This window comes from Ruegeria sp. CE9, assembly GCF_056537425.1.
Genome location: NZ_JBQFRO010000004.1, coordinates 157,655 through 177,125, shown reverse-complemented (window position 1 = coordinate 177,125; position 19,471 = coordinate 157,655). Strand labels below are relative to the sequence as shown.

Here is a 19,471-nt window from a genome sequence, read left to right as displayed (position 1 = left end):
AACATGAGCTTTCCCGCGTTCATCGGTCGTTACGCTGTCGAGCGTGAAATCGCGAGCGGTGGGTTCGCGGCGGTTGTCTTGGCGCGAGATGATGAACTGGAAGTTCCGGTAACGCTGAAAATCCTTCATTCGAACCTTGTGAGCAACGAAAAGGTCATCAGCCATTTTCTTGAGGAAGCGCGCTTATTGCGGCGTATTCGGTCTCCGCGCGTTGTGTCGGTTCATGATGTCGGGCGGTTGGAAGACGGGCGACCCTATTTTGTTATGGACTATGCTGACAGAGGCACATTGGCGGACCGTTTGAAGCGTTTGAGTCCCTCTGCATTGGCCAAACGAGAAGGTGTGGAAATCTTGATCGATGCGCTGGCAGATGGCCTGACTGCTGTGCACGAGGCCAATGTTGTGCATCGGGACGTCAAACCCGCGAATATCCTTTTGCAACGTGTAAAGCGATCGAAAGACAGTGAAAGCATGGCTCACCCGGACGCTTTGGTCGGGTTGGATGAGCGTGTCTTTCTGGCCGATCTGGGGATTGCAAAGGATCTGGCGATCGGTGTCACTGGCGCGACCATGATGGCCGGCACACCGCTGTATCAGGCGCCGGAGCAATCTGAGCACGGGCAACCCGTGACACCGATGACCGACATATATTCAGCCAGCGCGTTGATGTGGCACGTATTGACCGGCAAGGCGCCACCTCCGTTTCACCGTGTGACTGAATATCTTGCCGGACTTCCGGAGATGTGGCGCGACTGCATAGAACACGGTATGGCATTGGACCCGCAGGCGCGTTTTCTGGATATGGTATCTTGGCGCAGTGCGATGAATGACGCACTGGATCGCGACCGGCGTGAGGCGGCATCCGAGGCGGTGACACAAATCTCGGAAAGCCGAGTGGAATGCCCTTACAAAGGGCTTGCGGCGTTCCAACCTGAGGATGCCGACTACTTCTTTGGCCGTGAAGATCTGGTTGAAGGGCTTGTATCGCGGCTTCAGCAGAGCCGGATACTGGTTTTGGGTGGATCTTCCGGCAGTGGTAAATCGTCCGTTTTGCGTGCTGGTCTGCTCCCAGCGATTGCTGCGAATGCGATATCCGGCAGCGAGGACTGGCGCGTCTGTGTGTTCACGCCTGGCCGTGACCCGATGACTGATTTGTACTTTCAGCTGATAGGCGACAATTCCCATCTTACCGCTCAGGTCTCACTGAATGATTTTATCGCTTATCCAAGCGCGGCGCGGCGTTTAGCCACCGCGAATGAAGGAGAGTTGCTGATTTGCATCGACCAGTTTGAAGAGCTTTTCACGCTGGTCAAACAGGAACGCAGGAGCAAATTTATCGAGGCTTTGTCTGCCATGACCGATCCGGCGGATAGCCGCGTGCGCATCGTTCTGACAATCCGGGCGGATTTTTATGCGTCCTGCGCGGAAATACCTTGGCTTGCAGACCGGATCACGGAAAACCAGTTTCTGGTCGGGCCGATGACGCGGCCCGAACTTCGCCGTGCAATCAGCGAGCCGGCCCATACCGCCGGCTTGCATATGGATAGATCGCTCATCGATGCGATCGTTGATGAAGCAGGCCGCGAAGCAGGTTCGCTTCCTCTTGTTGCGCACGCTCTCTATGAAACATGGAGCCGCCGCAAAGGGGCCGTTATGTCACTGGATGGGTATCGCCAGTCTGGCGGCGTCGCAGGGGCCATCAGCCAGACGGCTGAAACACTTTTTACGGATGCTTTCGACGATGATCAGCAAGAAGCAACCCGGCGATTGTTCCTGCGTTTGGTTACTCCCGGCGAGGGAACACCTGACACACGACGCCTGTTGCCCATTGATGAGATCGAGCGCGATACCGACCCGACCACAACGCGGCGGGTTGTCGACGCTTTGACGGATGCGCGGCTGCTGACGTTGGATGACAAAAATGTCCAGATCGCACATGAAGCGCTGCTAAGAACCTGGCCACGTCTCAAATCATGGATTGAAGCGAGCCGGGATGATTTGCGCATGCGTCAGCGCATCCAGCATGATGCCGCAGAGTGGGATGTTGAAAATTGTGAACAGGATTTATTGTATCGCGGCACACGGCTTTTGGCTGCCGAAGAGTGGTCGGCGAAGAACGAAAACATACTGGGTGAACTTGAGCGAGAATTTCTGGGTGCGGCACGGAGCGCGCGAGATCAGGCAAAGGCGGCCTCCAATTTGCGCCGCCGCCGCCGCCGCCATGTCAACCAAGTTGCCGTCGCCGCCCTTGCCTTACTGGCCATAGGAGCGACTGTTGCGTCGTTTTTGGCAATACGCGCATCGGGCATGGCTGAGAAAAACCGCCTGCTCGCCGTGGCTGCAACTGCTGAAGCCAACGAAAGGTTTGCGAGGGCGCTTGGCGCTGCAGCAAATGGTTTATCGAGCACGGACCCATTGCTCGCCTTGTCCCTAAGTGCCGAAGCAATCGTACGCGCAGAATCTGCAGGTTCCACATCAGAGGCGCGGTCGGCGATGCTTCTGGCGCGGCAAAAGCTGGGTGAGGGCGGACTTATCCCTTTGGGAAGTCCTTTTAATGTTGGGGATGCCCAGACGATGGCGATCGATGGGTCTGGTTCGCGGATTGCAGTCGGGTTGCGCGATGGGCGCATCATGGTTCACAGTACCGAACCCGGTGGTGCCATTCTGGCCCAGTTGATTGGTCACACAGGCGGTATCAGGGATGTCGCCTTCTCTCCTGACGGTGAGCTTCTGGCGTCTGCGGCGACTGATGGCGATGTTCGGCTCTGGAATGTTGACCCAGGTCACTATGGCCCGATCACGACGTTGTTTTCAGATAATGACGTGGCCTTTGGTGTGGCTTTCGATGCCACAGGAGAGCGCATTGCCTCAGCGACAGGGGACGGGACTGTGCGCCTTTGGAGCGTGTCGAACGGAATGCAAATCGGAGATCCACTGGTGACGACGCCACTTGGCTTCAAGAAAGTGACATTTTCGCCGGCTTCCGAAGGACTGATCGCCGCGAATGTCGACGGCGCCATATTTGGGTGGATCGATTCCAAAGCGACGCCTGCCTTTTCGCTGATACCGGGTGGACCGTTAGGGCCGGACCCTGATCATTTGTCATTCAGCAGTGACAGCAATGCGATCGCTGTTTCTCACTCGAATGGAAGAATAACAACCATTGGCTTTCCCGCGGGCTTTCCGATTGTCGATCGCTTTGCTGCCAGCCCGGATATTGTAGCTGCGACATTTGCAGGACCAGACAACATCCTTGTTGGGGCTGGGGCCGATGGGACGCTCAGAATGGAGGGTTCGGATTTGGAACAAATCGGCGAGGTTGTGCAGGCGCACAGTCAAAGAATTGTTGATCTGGAACCTGCTAGACAATCCCCGCTACTTGCGACTTTGGGCCGAGATCAGCAGGTAAGACTGTGGCGGATCGGACCGGATACCAGCGACAAGGACAGGTTTACGATACCGGCCGATGCAAAAGCGCTTGGGATTGCTTATGCCCCAGATGGTAAATCCATCGCTGTAGGCGACAGCGAAGGAAACATCTGGGTTCGGAAGCTGGGTTCGATCATGAAACCCACGCTGTTGCAGGGGCACGGTAGCCAAATCTGGGCCATCGCCTTCTCACAGGACGGAAGCCTTTTGGTAACGGGTGATCGAGAAGGCCAAATCAAAATCTGGAACATGGATTCCATGCAACTGAAAAGCCAGCTCGATCTGGGTCGGACACCTGTTTGGTCCATCATCCAAGGGGGAGCGTCAGAGTTTTTTGTGGCGACCGGTGACGGGGTATACCAATTCAGTACTTCAGACGCAGATGTGGTCAGACATTTTGAGCCCGCAGTTATTGCAGCAAACCGGATAGCGATCTCTGATGATCGACGATTGTTGGCAGCGGCCACCGCAGATGGCAAAGTTTATGTTTGGTCGATTGCTGATGGTCAGTTGATCAGGCAGATTTCGGCGGATGATAATACGCTTTGGAGCGTGGCCTTCAGCAGCGATGGTAAACGCGTCGCATCAGCATCGAGCGACGAGGTGGTCAAAGTCTGGGATATCGAGAGTGGCAAAGAATTGGCCGCTTATGGTGGGCACAAAGGTGGAGCCACGGATATTGCCTTTATGGCAGACGAAGCAACTTTGGTCGCGATTGACCGGTCTGGGCAATTGCATTGGTGGGATACGGCCACAAATCGTCGGCTCATGCCCGTTGAAAAGATACACCAAGCCCCAACCTGGCGCATCGCGCTTGCGCCTGATCGCAGGTCTTTTGCAACCTCAAGCGAAGCTGGGGACGTTCGGGTCTGGACTGGGCTAAGCTTGGAAATAGCTTGCGCGCTGGGCAGCCCGACCTTCGATGAAGGTCGTCGGGTTCAGTACTTGGGGAGTGGCGAGCCGACGTCGACTTGCGACGCATTTGCCGACTGAACACTGGGGGTTTCTCAGAGAGGCTCTGTGGCGATGCAACTGCTTTAGTAATAGCGTTTGAGCGTTCCAAAATTCATGGTCGATTTACCACAAAGTCCGGTATGATCTTTGCGCGAGCGATCGCCGTTTCGACGTCTTGACCTGCGAAAAAACCATAGCCTGAAATCAGCGCAGACGCGATCCCAGCAGCCTGCGCGCCCAGGATGTCAGTGTGCAGGCTGTCGCCGACCATAAGAACCCGAGATTTGTCGACATGACCAAGGCGCGCAAAGGCGAGGTCAAAGATGTTTCCGAATGGTTTCCCAAAGAACTGAGGAACTATTCCGGTTCGATCAGCAAGGCGATGGGCGAATTGCCCAGGTTCAGTCGAAAACCCGTGCTCACGAGGTGCAACAATGTCAGGGTTTCCAACAAACACAGGTCGCGGGCGCTTTTGCAGGGCGGCTTCCAGAAGGGCCTGACGCGGCCCGGTCCACGTTGAAGAACCAATCATTAAAAACCCATCTACGTTAGCGTAGGGCGCGGAATCCTCTTCTAGATAGGTTAGTTTCAAGTCTTCGAAATCGCGAAGACCTGCGCTGGGTGCAGCCATCAATCCCCAATGCATTTCAGGTTTACTATTCAGACCCGCCAAAAGCGTTGCGCGGCTTGTAATAACGTCTTCGGGCTCGAAATCGTAACCTAGCCGACTGTATTTCTCGACAAGCGCGTCATGCGACTTGCCCGCGGCGTTCGAGACAACGAGGACCCGCTTGCCCATGGCTTTCAAGGCCTTGATACGATCAGCCGTGCCGGGGATTGCTGTTTCACCGATATTGAGAACACCAAAGGCATCTAGAAGGAAGACATCAAAGCCTTCAGCAATTTGCTCAAGCGTTTCCGCAAAACGATAGGGTTGAGCGTCCGCGTCTGCGACCGGAAGCCGATGACGAACGGCCTCGTAAGCCTCGAACGCCTCTTGGGCCGAGAAGCCGGTCAAATGATTGCCCCTCGCACTTTGGCAGAGACCCATTCGCTGATCATGACAGCAATCAGAATGACGATCAGGATCAGGCTGACCTGCGGCCAGGCCAGAACGTTCAGCGAGGCTGATAGTTGCAGCCCGATGCCGCCTGCGCCCACAAGTCCCAGTACCGTGGACTCGCGAATGTTGATATCCCAGCGGAAGACCGCGATGCCCGCAAAGGCAGGCAAGATTTGTGGCACGATACCGTAGGCCATGACCTGCCAGCGTGATGCGCCCGTGGCGGTGATTGCTTCGACCTGAGTGTGATCGATTTCCTCGATGGCTTCATACAGAAGCTTGGCGCAAAATCCGATTGAACGGATCGCGATGGCAATGACGCCCGCGAACACTCCGGGGCCGATGATTGCGATCAAAAGAAGGGCCCAGATCAACGAGTTGATCGACCGGGTCGAAACGATAATCAACAAAGCGATCGGACGAACCAGCAAAGCAGATGGTGTCGTATTGCGCGCCGCCAGAAAAGCAACCGGAACCGCAAGAATGAGCGCGATGATCGTCCCCAATGTGGCGATGTTTAGCGTATCCCAGATCGGGCGTCCTAGTTGGGTGATGTAATCCCATTTCGGCGGTGTTGCCCGGGTCCAGATATCGTTCGCTATGCGGGGCGCATCCCAGACAAAGAACCATGTGGTCGAGGCTGAAATGATTTGCCAGCAATAGACAAAGACCGCGACTCCTAAAAGCCAGCAGAACCAGCGCACCAGACTTTGACCAGTCGTCCGTTTGCGCCAGATCGGAGCATTATCTGTTTCGATGACCGGCATTACTGAACCCTCGCGCGGATAATGCCCGAGAGGTATTCAAGCGCCATAACAATCCCGATGATCAGGATCAGAATGGCTGCTGCGGTATCGTACTCATAGCGGTCAAACGCCGTATTCAACGTCGCCCCAATGCCTCCAGCTCCAACAAGTCCAAGAATTGCACTTTCGCGAAAGTTGATGTCGATCCTGTACATTGACAGCCCGACCAGTCGGGGCATGACCTGCGGCTGCACACCATAGTTGATCCATTGCATCCAACGCGCGCCCGAGGCTTTGATCGCCTCGGCCTGCACTTTGTCCATGGCTTCGATGTCTTCCGCCAAAAGCTTGGAGAGGAAGCCGATGGTCGCAAAGGAGAGCGTCAAGAAACCAGCCAAAGGCCCAAAGCCGAAGATGGCCACCAATAGAATGGCGACGATAATCTCTTGCAAGGCGCGGCTGATGGCGACGATGCCCCGGCAGATGACATACACGGGAAGCGGTGCAATGTTGCGTGCAGCCCCAAGACCGATAGGGATAGATATCAGAATGCCCACGACAGAGGCGGCGACCGTCATCACGATGCTTTCCAAAAGACCGCTCCAGATATCGCTCCAGCGCGATGTGAAATCAGGGCTGGTGAAGGCAAGGACAAAGGCCCAGCCACGGTCCAGCCCTTCATAGACCCGGCCCCAATCGACTGTGATTGTCATGAAAGCTGCGACCAAGTAGGCGACGAACCCAAAGATCAATGTCCAGCGGAGCACTGGGTTCTTGACAAAGGCAGGTTTGCGCCAGCCTTTGCCCAGCAGGTCGTCAAGTTCGGGATGGCTCATTCTGCGGCCTCGATCTCTTCGTCTTCATCGACTTTCTCGATGGTCGCTTCCCAATCTTCTTCGCCGTAAATCTCGGTCAGCTTGTCGGGTGTTAGACCCGAGGGCAGGCCGTCAAATACGATCTCGCCGAAGCGCAGGCCAACGACACGTGGTACGAACATCTGCGCAAGCGCCACGTCATGAATGTTAATAATCGCGGCCAGTCCGCGTTCTTGGCAGAGTTCTGTGATCAACCGCATGATCTGACGGCTAGTCTTCGGGTCCAGCGAGGCGGTCGGCTCGTCCACCAACAAAAGCTTGGGATTCTGGATCAAGGCGCGGCAGATACCGACGCGTTGACGTTGGCCACCTGACAACTCGTCCGCGCGTTTGTCGGCCATGTGCAACAGCCCGACGCGATCCAGCAGGCGGAATGCTTCGTCCACATCGGATTGCGGATAGCGCCGCAGAAAGCTGCGCCAGAACCCGACATAGCCCAATCGCCCGGACAGCACGTTTTCCATAACCGTCAGCCGTTCGACCAGTGCGTATTCCTGAAAGATCATCCCCATTTCACGACGTGCTTTCCGCAGCGCGCCCGAGCCGAGTTTGACCAAGTCCACATCGCCCAGAAGAACTTCGCCGCTGGTCGGTTCAACCAAACGATTGATACACCGTATCATAGTGGATTTGCCCGCGCCGGACGGGCCGATCAGCGCCAGAACCTGACCTTTGGGAACCTCAAGATCGATTGCCTTCAGGGCCTGATCGCCAGTTTTATAAGTTTTTGTAAGCTTTTGAAGCCGCAGCATTTAATGCCCCTGGTTCGGGTGGTAACGGGCCCCTCAGGGCCCGTTGGATAAGGGATCGATTACTGGCAGGCGTAAGAAACACCGTTTGCTGCGTCAATCTTGCGGATGACGTCCCAGAATTCCTGGTAGGTCATCTCAAGGAACTGACCCTCATTCGATTTTGAGAATTCAGCCTCAAGCGTAGTTCCTTCCCAATCGAAACTGAAGAACGCATTGCGAATTTTCTCCTGCAGCTCTGGTGTCAGATTGTACACGGTGCCAAAGCCCGTGGTTGGGAAGGTCTGCGATTTGTATATCGTAATCACGTCGTCTTCGTTGATCACATCGCGCGAGATCATCCGGGATTTGACCGAGTTCGCAATTGAAGCCGCTAGATAGTCCTTGTTGGCGACACCAAGGATCGAGTTGTCGTGCTTGCCAGAGTAAACTGGTTCAAAATCGCGCTCTGGAAGCAGATCAAAGTCGCTTTTCAGAATGGCAGAAGGCGCCTTGAAGCCAGAGTTCGACGTCGGAGAGGTGAAGGCCAGTTGCTTGCCCTTGATATCCTCGACCTTTTCGATGCCAGAGCCGGGATAGGTGATGATCTCCATCTCATACCCGAAATTGCCATCCTTTGAGGCCATGATCGTGAACGGCCGGAAACCGGCACAGTTTACGGCCAGCGGGTTGGAACCAGTATTGAAACCCGCGATGTGCAACCGCCCCGAACGCATGGCCTCGATCTGGGCTGCGTTGTTCTGAACCGGAAAGAAGACAACGTCCTTGCCGGTTTCCGCCTTCAGGTGATCCAGGAAATCAGACCAGGCCGTCTTATAAACGGCAGGGTCTTCAACCGGGGTATAAGCGAAGATCAACGTGTCAGGATCAATCTGTTCAGAAGGATCGGTGGGGATGTCCGCGATCAGATCGCCATCTGCATCACAAAACCGCTCATCCAGATCACCGCGCGGGCAATCCTGCGCTGATGCCGTTCCAGAGAGTGACAAAAGCGCGATGGCCGAAGCCCCGATTAGTAGTTTGATATCCAAATTCATTTCTTCCTCCCAGTCATGCGTGGCTAACCTGTCCACGGTTCGTAATTCTTTGTAAGGATTGCTTGGCGACGTCGATCTTCACTCCGGCACTACTGATCGCGCGCAACAGGTCGCCTGTTGGTTCGGTATCTGTCAAAATCGAATCCAACCCATCAAGCGCGCTTATTTGATTAAGTCCTTTGCGGCCGAATTTCTCGGACCCGATCACAAGATGCCGTGTTGTGGCGCGCCCCAGCATCATTCGTTTAACGGCCGCAAATCCGCGTACAGTTTCTGATGGTCCTTCTTCCGAAATACCCGACGCACCGATCACGCAGCGATCGACGCTGTATCGTGCCATGAAATCCAATGTTTCCGTACCGATCGTGGCAGACTCTGCCGCCATATATTCGCCTGGACACAGTATGACTTCGACCGGCGCGTGGCCCAATGTCATGGCCACCGGGATCGAGTTTGTAATTACCGTACAATGGGTGCCGCGATAGGCGAGCATACGCGCCATCTCAATCGTGGTTGATCCGGAATCGATCATCAAGGTTTCGCCTTCCTGAATCAGGTCGGCGGCGCATTTTCCAATCTTTTCACGCTCTTCAAGGCGCGAATGCGTGCGTTCGTCCAAACTTGGGTAACGTCCCTGTATCGGAGCCGAAGCTCCACCATGGGCCCTAGAAATCAGGCCATCATCCGACAGCGCATCAAAGTCCCTGCGCACCGTTTCAGCCGAAACATTGAAGCGCTGCGCCAATTCGCTGATCCGGACATGCGGACGAAGCTTCAGCTCTAACAATATCTCGCGGCGGCGGTCGGATTTCTTAATTCGACTCTGCCCGCTGTTGGAATTCTGACCGCGTGTATCTGTTTTGGACATGTGGCAATCCGACTCGGCTTTCGCTCAGCTTTGTGGGGTTTCGGGCGTTTTGCAACAAAATCTGTTGCAAAGGCCACGATTCATTGTGAGACTTTAAGTGACATGTTCAATTTCGAGGTGCAGAACTCAATGTGTGCCAATGTTATCGCAATGCCAGACAAACGAACCGGTGTGATCCGGGCATCGCTTTGGCCGTTCGCACGCGTTTGGGGCGCCGAGGACGTGCATGAGTAAAGTCGCTTTCACAGATCAGATTGGCGCGCTTCCCATACGTTGGGACAAGTCAAACAAGCTGTGTGTTCTGATGGTTACCTCACGTGATCGCGGTCGCTGGGTCATACCCAAAGGTTGGATGATGGATGGAAAAAAGCCGTGGCATGCGGCCGAAATCGAAGCACTGGAAGAGGCCGGCGCAGTCGGTTTCATTTCCCATGATCCGATCGGACGTTTTCACTATGACAAGCGGTATGAAGGAAAGAACAGCGTTCCATGCCGCGTGACGCTGTACCCGCTGATCGTAGAAAAGCTCAAGCGGCATTGGAAAGAACGCGACGAGCGCAAGCGTCACTGGTTCTCACCCGCCAAGGCCGCGAAGCTTGTCGAAGAGGAAGAGCTGGCGCGTTTGCTAAAGGGCTTGTCAGAAGATCAGAAGACCGTGGCGGCCATTAGAAAGCTGCGAAAGGCTGCATGAGGAAGCGCAAAATAGAACCGGGAAACCCGGATACATTGAATCTAAAGGGAGGAGAAAAATGAAAAATATTACATCCACAGCGTTGGGATCGCTCATAGCACTCGCTGCATCGGTGTCAGCGGCGCACGCGGATAAATTGACCTTATATTGCTCGGCGCAGGAGGATTGGTGCCAGCTTATGGCGCGCAGCTTCGAGGATGCGACAGGCATTGACGTCAATATGACACGTAAATCCTCGGGTGAAACATTTGCACAGATACGCGCAGAAAGCTCCAACCCGAAAGGTGACGTCTGGTGGGGTGGCACCGGGGATCCTCACCTGCAGGCCGCAGAAGAAGGCTTGACGATGGAATACGTCTCGCCAATGCGCGATCAGCTTCATGACTGGGCGATTTCTCAGGCGGAAAGCGCTGGTAACAAGACCATCGGCATCTATTCTGGTGCGCTTGGTTACGGCTACAATTCCGATCTTGTCGCCGCGAACAACCTGCCCGAACCAGCGTGCTGGAAGGACCTTCTGAAGCCCGAGTACAAGGGCCACGTTCAGATGGCGAACCCAAATTCGTCAGGTACGGCCTACACGACACTTGCCTCAATGGTGCAGATTTTTGGCGAGGATGAAGGTTTCGACTTCATGAAAGGCCTGCATTCCAACATCAACCAATACACCAAGTCGGGCTCGGCCCCGATCAAGGCTGCAGGGCGCGGCGAAAATACCATCGGGATTGTCTTTATGCATGACGCGGTAAAGCAGGCCGTGTCAGGTTTCCCTATCAAGGTCGTCGCGCCGTGCGAGGGAACCGGGTACGAAATTGGCTCGATGTCGATCATTGAAGGCGCACGTAACGAGGAAGAGGCCAAAAAGTTCTATGACTGGGCCTTGTCACCTGAAGCACAGAACCTTGCACTTCAGGTCAACGCGTTTCAGGTGCCATCCAACACAGGTGCTGAGACGTCTGAAAGTGCTCCTGATATGAGTCAGATCAAGTTGATCGACTATGACTTCAAGAAATACGGCTCGTCGGATGAGCGGAAGCGCCTATTACAGAAATGGGACGAAGAGGTTTCGGTACTGCCGCAGTAAATGACTGACGACACGACAAAAACGACCCATCCGGTTCTGATCTTCTGGGTCATCGCCGGGTGGGTCGGATTCTGCCTGCTGCCCTGGTACATGGTTGACGGCGGCCTGTGGTCGTTCGAGTGGCTTCTGGACGGCTACCCGCTCGACGAAGACTATGCGCCTGCTGCCTTTCTGATCGGGCAGGGCGAAAAACTGTGGCTTGCTCCGCTTCTTATCGCTCTACTGTTGCCGCTTTCGGTACTAAGGCGCGCCAAATCAGATCCGCTCTATGCGCGTATTCTGATCCTGTCAGGGGCGCTGGGCTTCGGCTGGCTGATCGCACAAGGCTTTAGCATCGGTATCCGAGGTTACAACTTCGATTGGCTGGAGTCCGCGTTCGGAGAACTCGGGGATCGGCAATTCGGCATGGGCTATGGCGCGATGATCTGTGCGTCGAGTTTTCTGTTTCTGCTGACGCAAGGCATCGCCGCGCGCGGGGCGATAAACGGAGACGTTTTCGTGGTCAGCGCCATCGGTGGTGTAATCACCATCGTTACCGCGTTTGTATTCTTTCCCATCGCCAAGATGCTGTTCGCCGCCTTTGTGACGGAAGAGGGCGCGTACTCCATCGCGGTTTTCTTCTCGAAGTTCTTTGACGACCGGCTTTGGGGGCTGGGATGTTTCTGGGGTGCGCGATGCGGGGCGGCCTGGAACTCACTATTCCTCGCCATTTTGGTCGGTTTCATCACCACAGCGCTGGGATTGTGCTTTGCACTGGTCGTGACCCGATCAGGCTTTCGCTACAAACGCGCGCTCCGCGCACTGACGGTTCTGCCGATCATTACACCGCCCTTTGTCATCGGACTTGCGTTGATCCTGCTGTTTGGCCTTTCGGGCTCGGTCACGCAGTTCTTTGCCGAGCTGTTCGGCACGCAGCCCACGCGGTGGCTATACGGAATGCCGGGTGTTCTGATTGCACAGACGCTAGCCTTTACGCCTATCGCATTTCTGGTTCTGATCGGAGTGGTCGAAGGCGTCTCGCCATCCATGGAAGAAGCGGCCCAGACGTTGCGGGCGAACAGATGGCAGACGTTTAAAACCGTATCCTTGCCGTTGATGCGTCCGGGCCTTGCCAATGCTTTCCTTCTGGGTTTCATCGAAAGCATGGCCGATTTCGGCAACCCGCTTGTGCTGGGCGGCAATTTCGATGTGCTGTCGACCGAGATTTTCTTTGCAATCGTGGGCGCGCAATACGATCAAGGTCGCGCTGCGGTTCTGGCTATGGTGCTGTTGTTCTTCACACTTTCAGCCTTCTACGCGCAGCGTGCTTGGCTTGGGAAAAAGAGTTACACCACTGTCACCGGCAAGGGCGACGCAGGCGTACATCCATTGATGCCAACCGGCCTTTCCATCCCGGTTCTGACGGTCGCCCTTGGCTGGGCCGTATTTACCATCGTCGTTTATGCTATGATCGTATATGGCAGCGTGGTCGAGCTGTGGGGGGTCAATAATTCCCTCACGTTCAAACACTACGTCACTGCCTTCTCGGTTCGGTTCGAGGCGGAAGGAATTCGCTGGACAGGGGCCGCATGGGACAGTTTCTGGACCACCATAACAATCGCCGCAATCGCCGCGCCGCTTACGGCTGCAGTTGGGCTCGTGACGGCCTATCTACTAACCCGGCAGAGTTTCGCAGGCAAAGACGCTTTTGAGTTCGGCACCATGCTGTCCTTTGCCATCCCCGGCACCGTGATTGGCGTCAGCTACATTCTGGCCTTCAACGTACCACCGATCGAGATCACGGGCACTGGAGTCATCCTTGTTGTCAGCTTCATCTTCCGCAACATGCCAGTGGGTGTCCGGGCAGGCATTGCCAGCATGTCGCAATTGGATCGCAGTCTGGACGAGTCCTCGCTGACCCTTGGTGCAAATTCCTGGCAGACTTTCCGCCGGATCATCCTGCCGCTGTTGCGCCCGGCAATTCTGGCGGCGCTTGTTTACAGTTTCGTGCGGGCCATGACGGCGATTTCGGCAGTGATTTTTCTGGTCAGCGCGGAATATGACATGGCAACCAGCTATATCATCGGGCGGGTCGAGAATAACGACTATGGTCTCGCCATTGCCTATTCTACCACGCTGATCTTTGTGATGCTGTCTGTAGTTGCCTTGATGCAGCTGATCGTGGGTCGGACCAAGATCGGGCGGCGAATGACGCAGTCGCGGACCAATGTTTAGGAGAGTTTGACATGAGCCTGCAGTCCAAAGCCGCGCCGGTTCGGTTCGAGTCTGTGACGAAGATGTTCGGCAAGGATGTCGTTGCTGTCGACAACATCAACCTGCATGTCGAAGCTGGAAAGCTGGTCACGCTGCTGGGCCCTTCAGGCTGTGGCAAAACAACGACCCTGAGGATGATCGCGGGGCTCGAAATGGCTACCTCGGGCAAGATCACCATCGGGGATCGCGACGTGACCAAACTGCCCGCAACGGACCGGGACGTGTCGATGGTGTTCCAGTCATACGCTCTGTTTCCCCATATGAGTGTGCTTGAGAATGTTATGTATGGCCTCACGTTCTCGGGCTTTGCCAAAGACGAGGCCCGCAGCCGCGCTCTGGACGGTTTGGAGTTGGTTGGCCTGAAAGGTTTTGATAGCCGTTTGCCATCCGAGTTGTCTGGCGGACAGCAGCAGCGCGTCGCAGTTGCGCGGGCTTTGGTGTTAGAGCCACAGGTGCTGCTATTTGACGAACCTCTGTCTAATCTCGACGCGAAACTGCGCCGCCAGGTGCGCGAGGACATCAGGGCCATCCAACAGGACCTTGGCCTGACGGTCGTCTATGTGACACATGATCAGGAAGAGGCCTTGGCGGTGTCCGACGAAATCGTCGTGATGCGGAATGCCGCGATTGCCCAGATTGGCACGCCCCGCCAGTTATACGACGCCCCGAATGATCGCTTTGTAGCTGACTTCATCGGAGAAGCGAACTTGCTTGCCTGCCAGATCATCGCAGTCGATGGCGATATGGCCACAATCGAGATCGAAGGCTACCGCCATTCCTTGCTGTCCCGTGGACTGCCCCTGGGATCTGCAACAGTTGCCATTCGGCCTTCGCGCCTTGTGATCGGGGCAGAGGAAGGGGTTGCTGCGACCGTCGCTAAGGCAACCTATGTTGGCGTCCGCATGGAATATACTCTGACCGGTGAATTTGGTCAGGTCTTTGCTGTACATGACGATGTCGATGCACCACTTGAACCGGGTGCTGAAGTACGGATGGGGTTTGCCCGGAAAGGGCCTGTCCTGTTGCCTGAATGAATGCCAAAGCTTCTTGTCATCACCCATCCTGAAGTCATCATTGACCCAAACCTGCCTGTGACAGACTGGGAGTTGAGCGAGACCGGTCGCCATCGCGCTGCCGCCTTTGCATCGGATGAGGTGCTCGCAAGCGTCACCCATATCTGGACTAGCACCGAACAAAAAGCCCGAGATACAGCGGATATTATTGCTGCGCCCCGTAACTTGCCGATCAGACAGGACGCTGCATTGGGAGAAAATGACCGAAGTTCAACGGGCTTCCTTTTACGGGACAAGTTTGAGGCAGCAGCTGATGCTTTCTTTGCGCACCCCAATACCAGCTTTCGAGGGTGGGAAACTGCGGTCGCGGCTCAACGGCGCATAAAACAAGTGATTACCTCGATCATTGACGCGCATGAAGGAGGCGATCTTGCCATCGTTACGCACGGTGCGGTCGGTACGTTGCTTTGGTGCGCCTGTTCAGGGCGCCCGATTGACCGGCGATTTGATCAACCGTCGCAAGGTCACTACTGGCGGGCTGATCTGAACACTTTGAAACCGCTTTCCGGGTGGTGTTCAATCGGCTAGCTGCTCAGTTCTTCCAGGCGTTTTCTGCGAATTCGCGAAGTGTATCAAATACATCCGGTGTTCCAACAATAACCCGACCGCCATCACGGATCATCGCGTCGGCATCCTGATCTTCGACCCTGCCACCTGCTTCTGCGATCATTAATTGCCCGGCCAGGCAATCCCAGGCATTCATATGTTCTTCGACATAGCCCAGTAACCGACCTGCCGCGACATAGGCCAACGATAGCGCGCCGCTAGCGTTTCTATGAAACATGGCTCCGTTTTCGATCAGATCCGAGACAATTGGCACGACGTGGCTGGGTTCAATCCGGTTCGAATATCCCACTGCGACCGTTCCCTGATTCAGTGCAATACCCGAAGCAACGCGCATCGGAGTGCCATTCAAAGTTGCCCCACGATTCCGCGTCGCCACGTAGGTCTCGTCAACGTTCGGATCATGGATTACCCCAATTTCAGTTTTACCCTGCGCGACACCTGCAAGAACAATGGTCCAAGCCGGTATTCCGTTGACAAAATTCGTAGTGCCATCAATGGGATCAATCACCCAGATGAACCCGCTTTTACCGCTGGTCGTACCGTATTCTTCGCCAACTATTCCGTCATCAGGCCAAGCCTCGGCGATCTTTTTACGGATGAATGTTTCCACATTCCTGTCAGCCTCGCTGACCCAATCCTGGGCGCCCTTCTGGTTGACCTCCAAGCTACTCCGGTCCGCAAAATACCCGGCGGCGGTTACACCGGCTTCCTTGCAGATTGCGACCGCGAAATCCTTGCGCGAGATGAAATCAATCATTGGCATTCCAATTTCCAAATCTCGGTTATTGAAACTTTGTAGATTTGGCACGGAAAACGCAAACGCTATACCTGAGACATCGGGCGAAGGGCGATGCAAGGCTTATTTAATTGCTTTACTTAAGCGCGACGTTCCAACATCGCGAATAGGATCGGCGCGCCGTGAAATCTCAAATCGGCAGTTGCCCCGTGACGCTTTGGCTTTCATGAGAAATGGTAGCCCGTAGGGGAATCGAACCCCTCTTTCCAGGTTGAAAACCTGGCGTCCTAACCGATAGACGAACGGGCCAACTAGACCAGACAAGCAAAATGGTAGCCCGTAGGGGAATCGAACCCCTCTTTCCAGGTTGAAAACCTGGCGTCCTAACCGATAGACGAACGGGCCACGCTGGCTTGTGGAGGGCCTTTTACGGTTTACCTTTCCCCCCCGCAAGCCGAAAAACGCAAGCTTGCGAAACTTTTTTGACCGTATTCGGGGCGGTTTGAAACAGGTGTCAGACCGCTTCTGCCGCGTCTTCCAATCTGAGTTGTACGCTTTGCCGTCCGCCCCAGGAATTGACCTCAAGCCGACCTGCGAAATGAAACCGCGCGCCGCCGTGATTGGACAGCCGGTCGCCAAGTGGCCCGTCAAAGGCCCCAAAGGCGATGGCGTCCAGACCGCTGGACATGCCATCCGACAGCGACAGCTTCAAATGTGTCTCGCCCACGCGTTTGGCAAAGCGTACCTGCAGATCGGGCAAAGCATAGCGCGGGGCAGGGGCCGCAGCGCCGAAAGGGCCTGCCTTTTCAATCTGTTCAATCAGATCGACCGTCGCGGCGCCCGGCATCAGTGCCCCGTCCAGCTTTAGGTCAGCAGGCCCGCTCTGTCCTGCGCCCTGTTTGGCCAACATCTCTGACAGGCGCGCCATTGCGGGTTCCAACTGATCGCGCGTCACTGTCAGACCGGCTGCCATCTTATGGCCGCCGCCTTTGATCAGCAGCCCTTCGGACGCAAGGCGCTGGATCGACGCGCCCAGATCGACGCCTGTGACAGACCGGCCCGAGCCTTTGCCTTCGTCCCCATCGAATCCGATCACGATAGCGGGGCGGTTTGCGGTCTCTTTCAACCGCGATGCGACGATGCCGACAACGCCGGGGTGCCAGCCTTCACCGGCGGCCCAGACCAGCGGCGCGTCCAACCCTCGTTCTTCAGCTTGCGCCAGCGCTGCCGCACGCACAGTGTTCTCAATCTCACGCCGTTCAGAGTTCAGGGCATCCAGCCGTTCGGACAAGGCCTGCGCTTCGGTGACCGAGTCCGTGCTCAGCAACCGAGCACCCAAATCGGCCTGACCGATGCGCCCACCCGCATTCACGCGCGGGCCCAACAGAAACCCGAGATGATAGCTGTTGGGCGCTGTATCCATACGCGCCACGTCCGACAACGCGACCAACCCTGGCCGTTGCCTCTGGGCCATCACCTTCAGCCCTTGCCGCACCAAGGCCCGGTTGGCCTCAATCAGCGGTGCGACATCGGCCACCGTGGCCAGCGCCACCAGATCCAACATCGCCATCAAATCCGGCCCTTTGGCGCCAGCCGCGCGCAATTGACGACCCGCCTCGATCAGCATCAGAAACACCACAGCAGCAGCGCAGAAATAGCCCAGATCGCCGCTTTCATCCTGCCGGTTCGGGTTTACCACGGCGACGCAATCGGGCAGGGTCTCTCCACCCAAGTGGTGGTCAAGCACGATGACATCCGCACCCTTTGCAGCCGCGATTGGCTCGTGGCTGAGGGTCCCGCAATCCACGCAGATAATCAGGTCATGGCTGGCAGCCAACTCCTGCATGGCCGGGACATTCGGCCCATAACCCTCATCGATCCGGTCGGGCACATAGAGAGTCGCGGTAAGCCCCATTTGGTGGAGCCACACTAGCAACAGCGCCGCCGAGCTGCCTCCATCGACGTCGTAGTCGGCAAATACAGCGATCTTTTGGCGGTTGCGGACAGCTTCCAAAAACCGGGTCGCCGCCACCTCCATATCCTTCATCGAGCGTGGGTCGGGCAGCAGTTCTTTGAGCTTGGGCTCAAGAAATCCTGAGGCCTCCATCACCGGTACACCGCGCCGTGCCAGAACCTGGCACAGCGCCCGTGGCAGATCGGTCTGCTGCGCCATCATCTCGGCCGACCGCTCGACCTCGATACCCGGTCCAATCCAACGTCGACCGGTCAATGATTGCTCTACGCCCAGAAACGCCACATCTCACCTCATGTACCAAGGCCGGGCCCCTTCGGACCCGGCCTCTTCATCTTTTCACAAATACTCTCGCCGAAGGCAGCGGCGCAAGCCGCTATGTGTCCGTATGCGACCACATCGGCGTGCGATAAGACATGCGACGGACCGAGCCGGTTTTCGAACGCATTAGTAGCGTTGTTGTTTCAACCCAGCCCGGTTCCCGCTTGATGCGCGGCAGCAAAGAGCCGCCAGTCACACCAGTGGCGGCAAAGATAACATCGGCCGTCACCATCTCATCGCGGGCATAGACTCGGTCCAGATCGGTGATGCCCGCCTTGGCCGCACGGCCGCGTTCGTCATCGTTGCGGAACAGCAGGCGGCCAAAGATCTGACCACCCATGCATTTCAGTGCCGCAGCAGCCAGAACACCTTCGGGGGCGCCACCTTGACCCATATACATATCGATGCCGGTCACTTCGCTTTCGGCGCAATGCATGACGCCAGCGACGTCACCATCTGTGATCAGTCGGATCGAGGCGCCAGTGTCGCGGACCTCGGCGATCATTGCTTCGTGGCGTGGGCGCTCCAGAATACAGACGGTGATATCGGCAGGCTCACACCCTTTTGCTTTGGCCAAGGCCTCAACGCGCTCGCGCGGGCTCATCTCCAGATTGACGACGCCTTCGGGGTAGCCAGGTCCTACGGCCAGCTTGTCCATATAGACGTCCGGTGCGTGCAGCATCGATCCGCGCGGCCCCATTGCGATCACGGTCAAGGCGTTGGGCATGTCCTTAGCGGTCAAGGTGGTGCCCTCAAGCGGGTCCAGCGCGATATCCACACCGGGGCCATTTCCGGTGCCAACCTCTTCGCCAATATACAGCATCGGCGCCTCATCGCGCTCGCCTTCACCGATCACGACAACACCTTCGATATCCAGCAGGTTCAGCTGCTCGCGCATGGCGTTCACAGCAGCCTGATCAGCGGCTTTTTCGTCTCCGCGACCAACCAGAGAGGCAGAGGCCAGCGCGGCCTGTTCCGCCACCCTTGCCAACCCCAGAGAGAGTAGGCGGTCGTTGAAATCGATCTTGGCAGCGTTCATCTTCGAAAATCCTT

Annotated in this window: 15 protein-coding genes and 2 tRNA genes; 6 read left to right on the top strand and 11 right to left on the bottom strand. The window is 56.2% G+C overall.

Going from position 1 to position 19,471, the window contains the following annotated elements; translation table 11 throughout:
• The first annotated feature begins 3 nt into the window (after window positions 1-3).
• A complete protein-coding gene (locus ACR0B3_RS10200) occupies window positions 4-4,422 on the top strand; it encodes a serine/threonine-protein kinase (protein WP_480808958.1) in 4,419 nt (1,472 codons plus the stop codon).
• A 73-nt stretch (window positions 4,423-4,495) separates the two neighbouring features.
• Here the strand turns inward: ACR0B3_RS10200 and ACR0B3_RS10195 are convergent, their stop codons facing one another.
• Genes ACR0B3_RS10195 through ACR0B3_RS10170 form a run of 6 tightly spaced genes read right to left on the bottom strand, consistent with a single transcriptional unit; the run spans window position 4,496 to window position 9,721 of the window.
• Complete coding sequence (locus ACR0B3_RS10195; protein ID WP_480808957.1) at window positions 4,496-5,434, bottom strand: HAD-IIA family hydrolase; 939 nt, start codon at window positions 5,432-5,434, stop codon at window positions 4,496-4,498.
• Window positions 5,398-6,213, bottom strand: coding sequence for a phosphonate ABC transporter, permease protein PhnE (gene phnE, locus ACR0B3_RS10190; protein ID WP_170686285.1), 816 nt, complete (start codon window positions 6,211-6,213; stop codon window positions 5,398-5,400). The genes ACR0B3_RS10195 and phnE (ACR0B3_RS10190) overlap by 37 nt, the downstream gene beginning before the upstream one ends.
• Entirely contained in the window at window positions 6,213-7,028 is an 816-nt protein-coding gene (phnE, locus tag ACR0B3_RS10185; RefSeq protein WP_170686284.1) for a phosphonate ABC transporter, permease protein PhnE, read from the bottom strand. Before phnE (ACR0B3_RS10185) ends, phnE (ACR0B3_RS10190) begins: the two co-directional genes overlap by 1 nt.
• Complete coding sequence (gene phnC / locus ACR0B3_RS10180) at window positions 7,025-7,819, bottom strand: phosphonate ABC transporter ATP-binding protein (RefSeq protein ID WP_480808956.1); 795 nt, start codon at window positions 7,817-7,819, stop codon at window positions 7,025-7,027. The genes phnE (ACR0B3_RS10185) and phnC overlap by 4 nt, the downstream gene beginning before the upstream one ends.
• Before the next feature lie 59 nt (window positions 7,820-7,878).
• Window positions 7,879-8,853, bottom strand: coding sequence for a phosphate/phosphite/phosphonate ABC transporter substrate-binding protein (gene phnD / locus ACR0B3_RS10175; protein WP_170686282.1), 975 nt, complete (start codon window positions 8,851-8,853; stop codon window positions 7,879-7,881).
• A 13-nt stretch (window positions 8,854-8,866) separates the two neighbouring features.
• The gene (locus ACR0B3_RS10170) at window positions 8,867-9,721 is read right to left on the bottom strand and encodes a DeoR/GlpR family DNA-binding transcription regulator (RefSeq protein ID WP_480808955.1); all 855 of its coding nucleotides are present in this window, start codon (window positions 9,719-9,721) and stop codon (window positions 8,867-8,869) included.
• Window positions 9,722-9,947: 226 nt separating this feature from the next.
• On the opposite strand from ACR0B3_RS10170, the gene ACR0B3_RS10165 reads away from it, so the two are divergent.
• From ACR0B3_RS10165 to ACR0B3_RS10145, 5 genes are read left to right on the top strand one after another with little or no spacing between them, the layout of a single operon-like run.
• Complete coding sequence (locus tag ACR0B3_RS10165; RefSeq protein WP_480808954.1) at window positions 9,948-10,412, top strand: NUDIX hydrolase; 465 nt, start codon at window positions 9,948-9,950, stop codon at window positions 10,410-10,412.
• A 58-nt stretch (window positions 10,413-10,470) separates the two neighbouring features.
• Window positions 10,471-11,496, top strand: a complete 1,026-nt coding sequence (locus ACR0B3_RS10160; protein ID WP_480808953.1) for an ABC transporter substrate-binding protein — start codon at window positions 10,471-10,473, stop codon at window positions 11,494-11,496.
• Window positions 11,497-13,710: an ABC transporter permease gene (locus ACR0B3_RS10155; protein ID WP_480808952.1), complete on the top strand. Its 2,214-nt coding sequence runs from the start codon at window positions 11,497-11,499 to the stop codon at window positions 13,708-13,710.
• An 11-nt stretch (window positions 13,711-13,721) separates the two neighbouring features.
• Complete coding sequence (locus ACR0B3_RS10150) at window positions 13,722-14,783, top strand: ABC transporter ATP-binding protein (protein WP_480808951.1); 1,062 nt, start codon at window positions 13,722-13,724, stop codon at window positions 14,781-14,783.
• On the top strand, window positions 14,784-15,350 hold the full coding sequence (locus ACR0B3_RS10145) for a histidine phosphatase family protein (RefSeq protein ID WP_480808950.1): 567 nt from the start codon (window positions 14,784-14,786) through the stop codon (window positions 15,348-15,350).
• 4 nt (window positions 15,351-15,354) lie between these two features.
• Here the strand turns inward: ACR0B3_RS10145 and ACR0B3_RS10140 are convergent, their stop codons facing one another.
• From ACR0B3_RS10140 to glpX, 5 genes are all read right to left on the bottom strand, one after another.
• Entirely contained in the window at window positions 15,355-16,152 is a 798-nt protein-coding gene (locus tag ACR0B3_RS10140; protein WP_480808949.1) for an inositol monophosphatase family protein, read from the bottom strand.
• A 207-nt stretch (window positions 16,153-16,359) separates the two neighbouring features.
• Window positions 16,360-16,434 (bottom strand) — tRNA-Glu (locus ACR0B3_RS10135).
• 21 nt (window positions 16,435-16,455) lie between these two features.
• Window positions 16,456-16,530, bottom strand: a tRNA-Glu gene (locus ACR0B3_RS10130).
• A gap of 109 nt (window positions 16,531-16,639) precedes the next feature.
• Window positions 16,640-18,382 carry a single-stranded-DNA-specific exonuclease RecJ gene (recJ, locus tag ACR0B3_RS10125; RefSeq protein ID WP_480808948.1) on the bottom strand — a complete coding sequence of 581 codons (1,743 nt, stop codon included), beginning with the start codon at window positions 18,380-18,382 and terminating at the stop codon, window positions 16,640-16,642.
• Between the two features lie 91 nt (window positions 18,383-18,473).
• Window positions 18,474-19,457, bottom strand: coding sequence for a class II fructose-bisphosphatase (glpX, locus tag ACR0B3_RS10120; RefSeq protein ID WP_480808947.1), 984 nt, complete (start codon window positions 19,455-19,457; stop codon window positions 18,474-18,476).
• Window positions 19,458-19,471: the final 14 nt, after the last annotated feature.

Excerpts from the sequence above, each read along its gene's own strand:
- ACR0B3_RS10195 (WP_480808957.1), bottom strand. The coding sequence starts at position 5,434 with ATGGGTCTCTGCCAAAGTGCGAGGGGCAATCATTTGACCGGCTTCTCG.
- phnD (WP_170686282.1), bottom strand. The coding sequence starts at position 8,853 with ATGAATTTGGATATCAAACTACTAATCGGGGCTTCGGCCATCGCGCTT.
- ACR0B3_RS10160 (WP_480808953.1), top strand. The coding sequence starts at position 10,471 with ATGAAAAATATTACATCCACAGCGTTGGGATCGCTCATAGCACTCGCT.
- ACR0B3_RS10165 (WP_480808954.1), top strand. The coding sequence starts at position 9,948 with ATGAGTAAAGTCGCTTTCACAGATCAGATTGGCGCGCTTCCCATACGT.
- phnE (WP_170686285.1), bottom strand. The coding sequence starts at position 6,213 with ATGCCGGTCATCGAAACAGATAATGCTCCGATCTGGCGCAAACGGACG.
- ACR0B3_RS10155 (WP_480808952.1), top strand. The coding sequence starts at position 11,497 with ATGACTGACGACACGACAAAAACGACCCATCCGGTTCTGATCTTCTGG.
- ACR0B3_RS10200 (WP_480808958.1), top strand. The coding sequence starts at position 4 with ATGAGCTTTCCCGCGTTCATCGGTCGTTACGCTGTCGAGCGTGAAATC.
- ACR0B3_RS10170 (WP_480808955.1), bottom strand. The coding sequence starts at position 9,721 with ATGTCCAAAACAGATACACGCGGTCAGAATTCCAACAGCGGGCAGAGT.
- phnC (WP_480808956.1), bottom strand. The coding sequence starts at position 7,819 with ATGCTGCGGCTTCAAAAGCTTACAAAAACTTATAAAACTGGCGATCAG.
- ACR0B3_RS10140 (WP_480808949.1), bottom strand. The coding sequence starts at position 16,152 with ATGCCAATGATTGATTTCATCTCGCGCAAGGATTTCGCGGTCGCAATC.
- ACR0B3_RS10145 (WP_480808950.1), top strand. The coding sequence starts at position 14,784 with ATGCCAAAGCTTCTTGTCATCACCCATCCTGAAGTCATCATTGACCCA.
- ACR0B3_RS10150 (WP_480808951.1), top strand. The coding sequence starts at position 13,722 with ATGAGCCTGCAGTCCAAAGCCGCGCCGGTTCGGTTCGAGTCTGTGACG.
- phnE (WP_170686284.1), bottom strand. The coding sequence starts at position 7,028 with ATGAGCCATCCCGAACTTGACGACCTGCTGGGCAAAGGCTGGCGCAAA.
- glpX (WP_480808947.1), bottom strand. The coding sequence starts at position 19,457 with ATGAACGCTGCCAAGATCGATTTCAACGACCGCCTACTCTCTCTGGGG.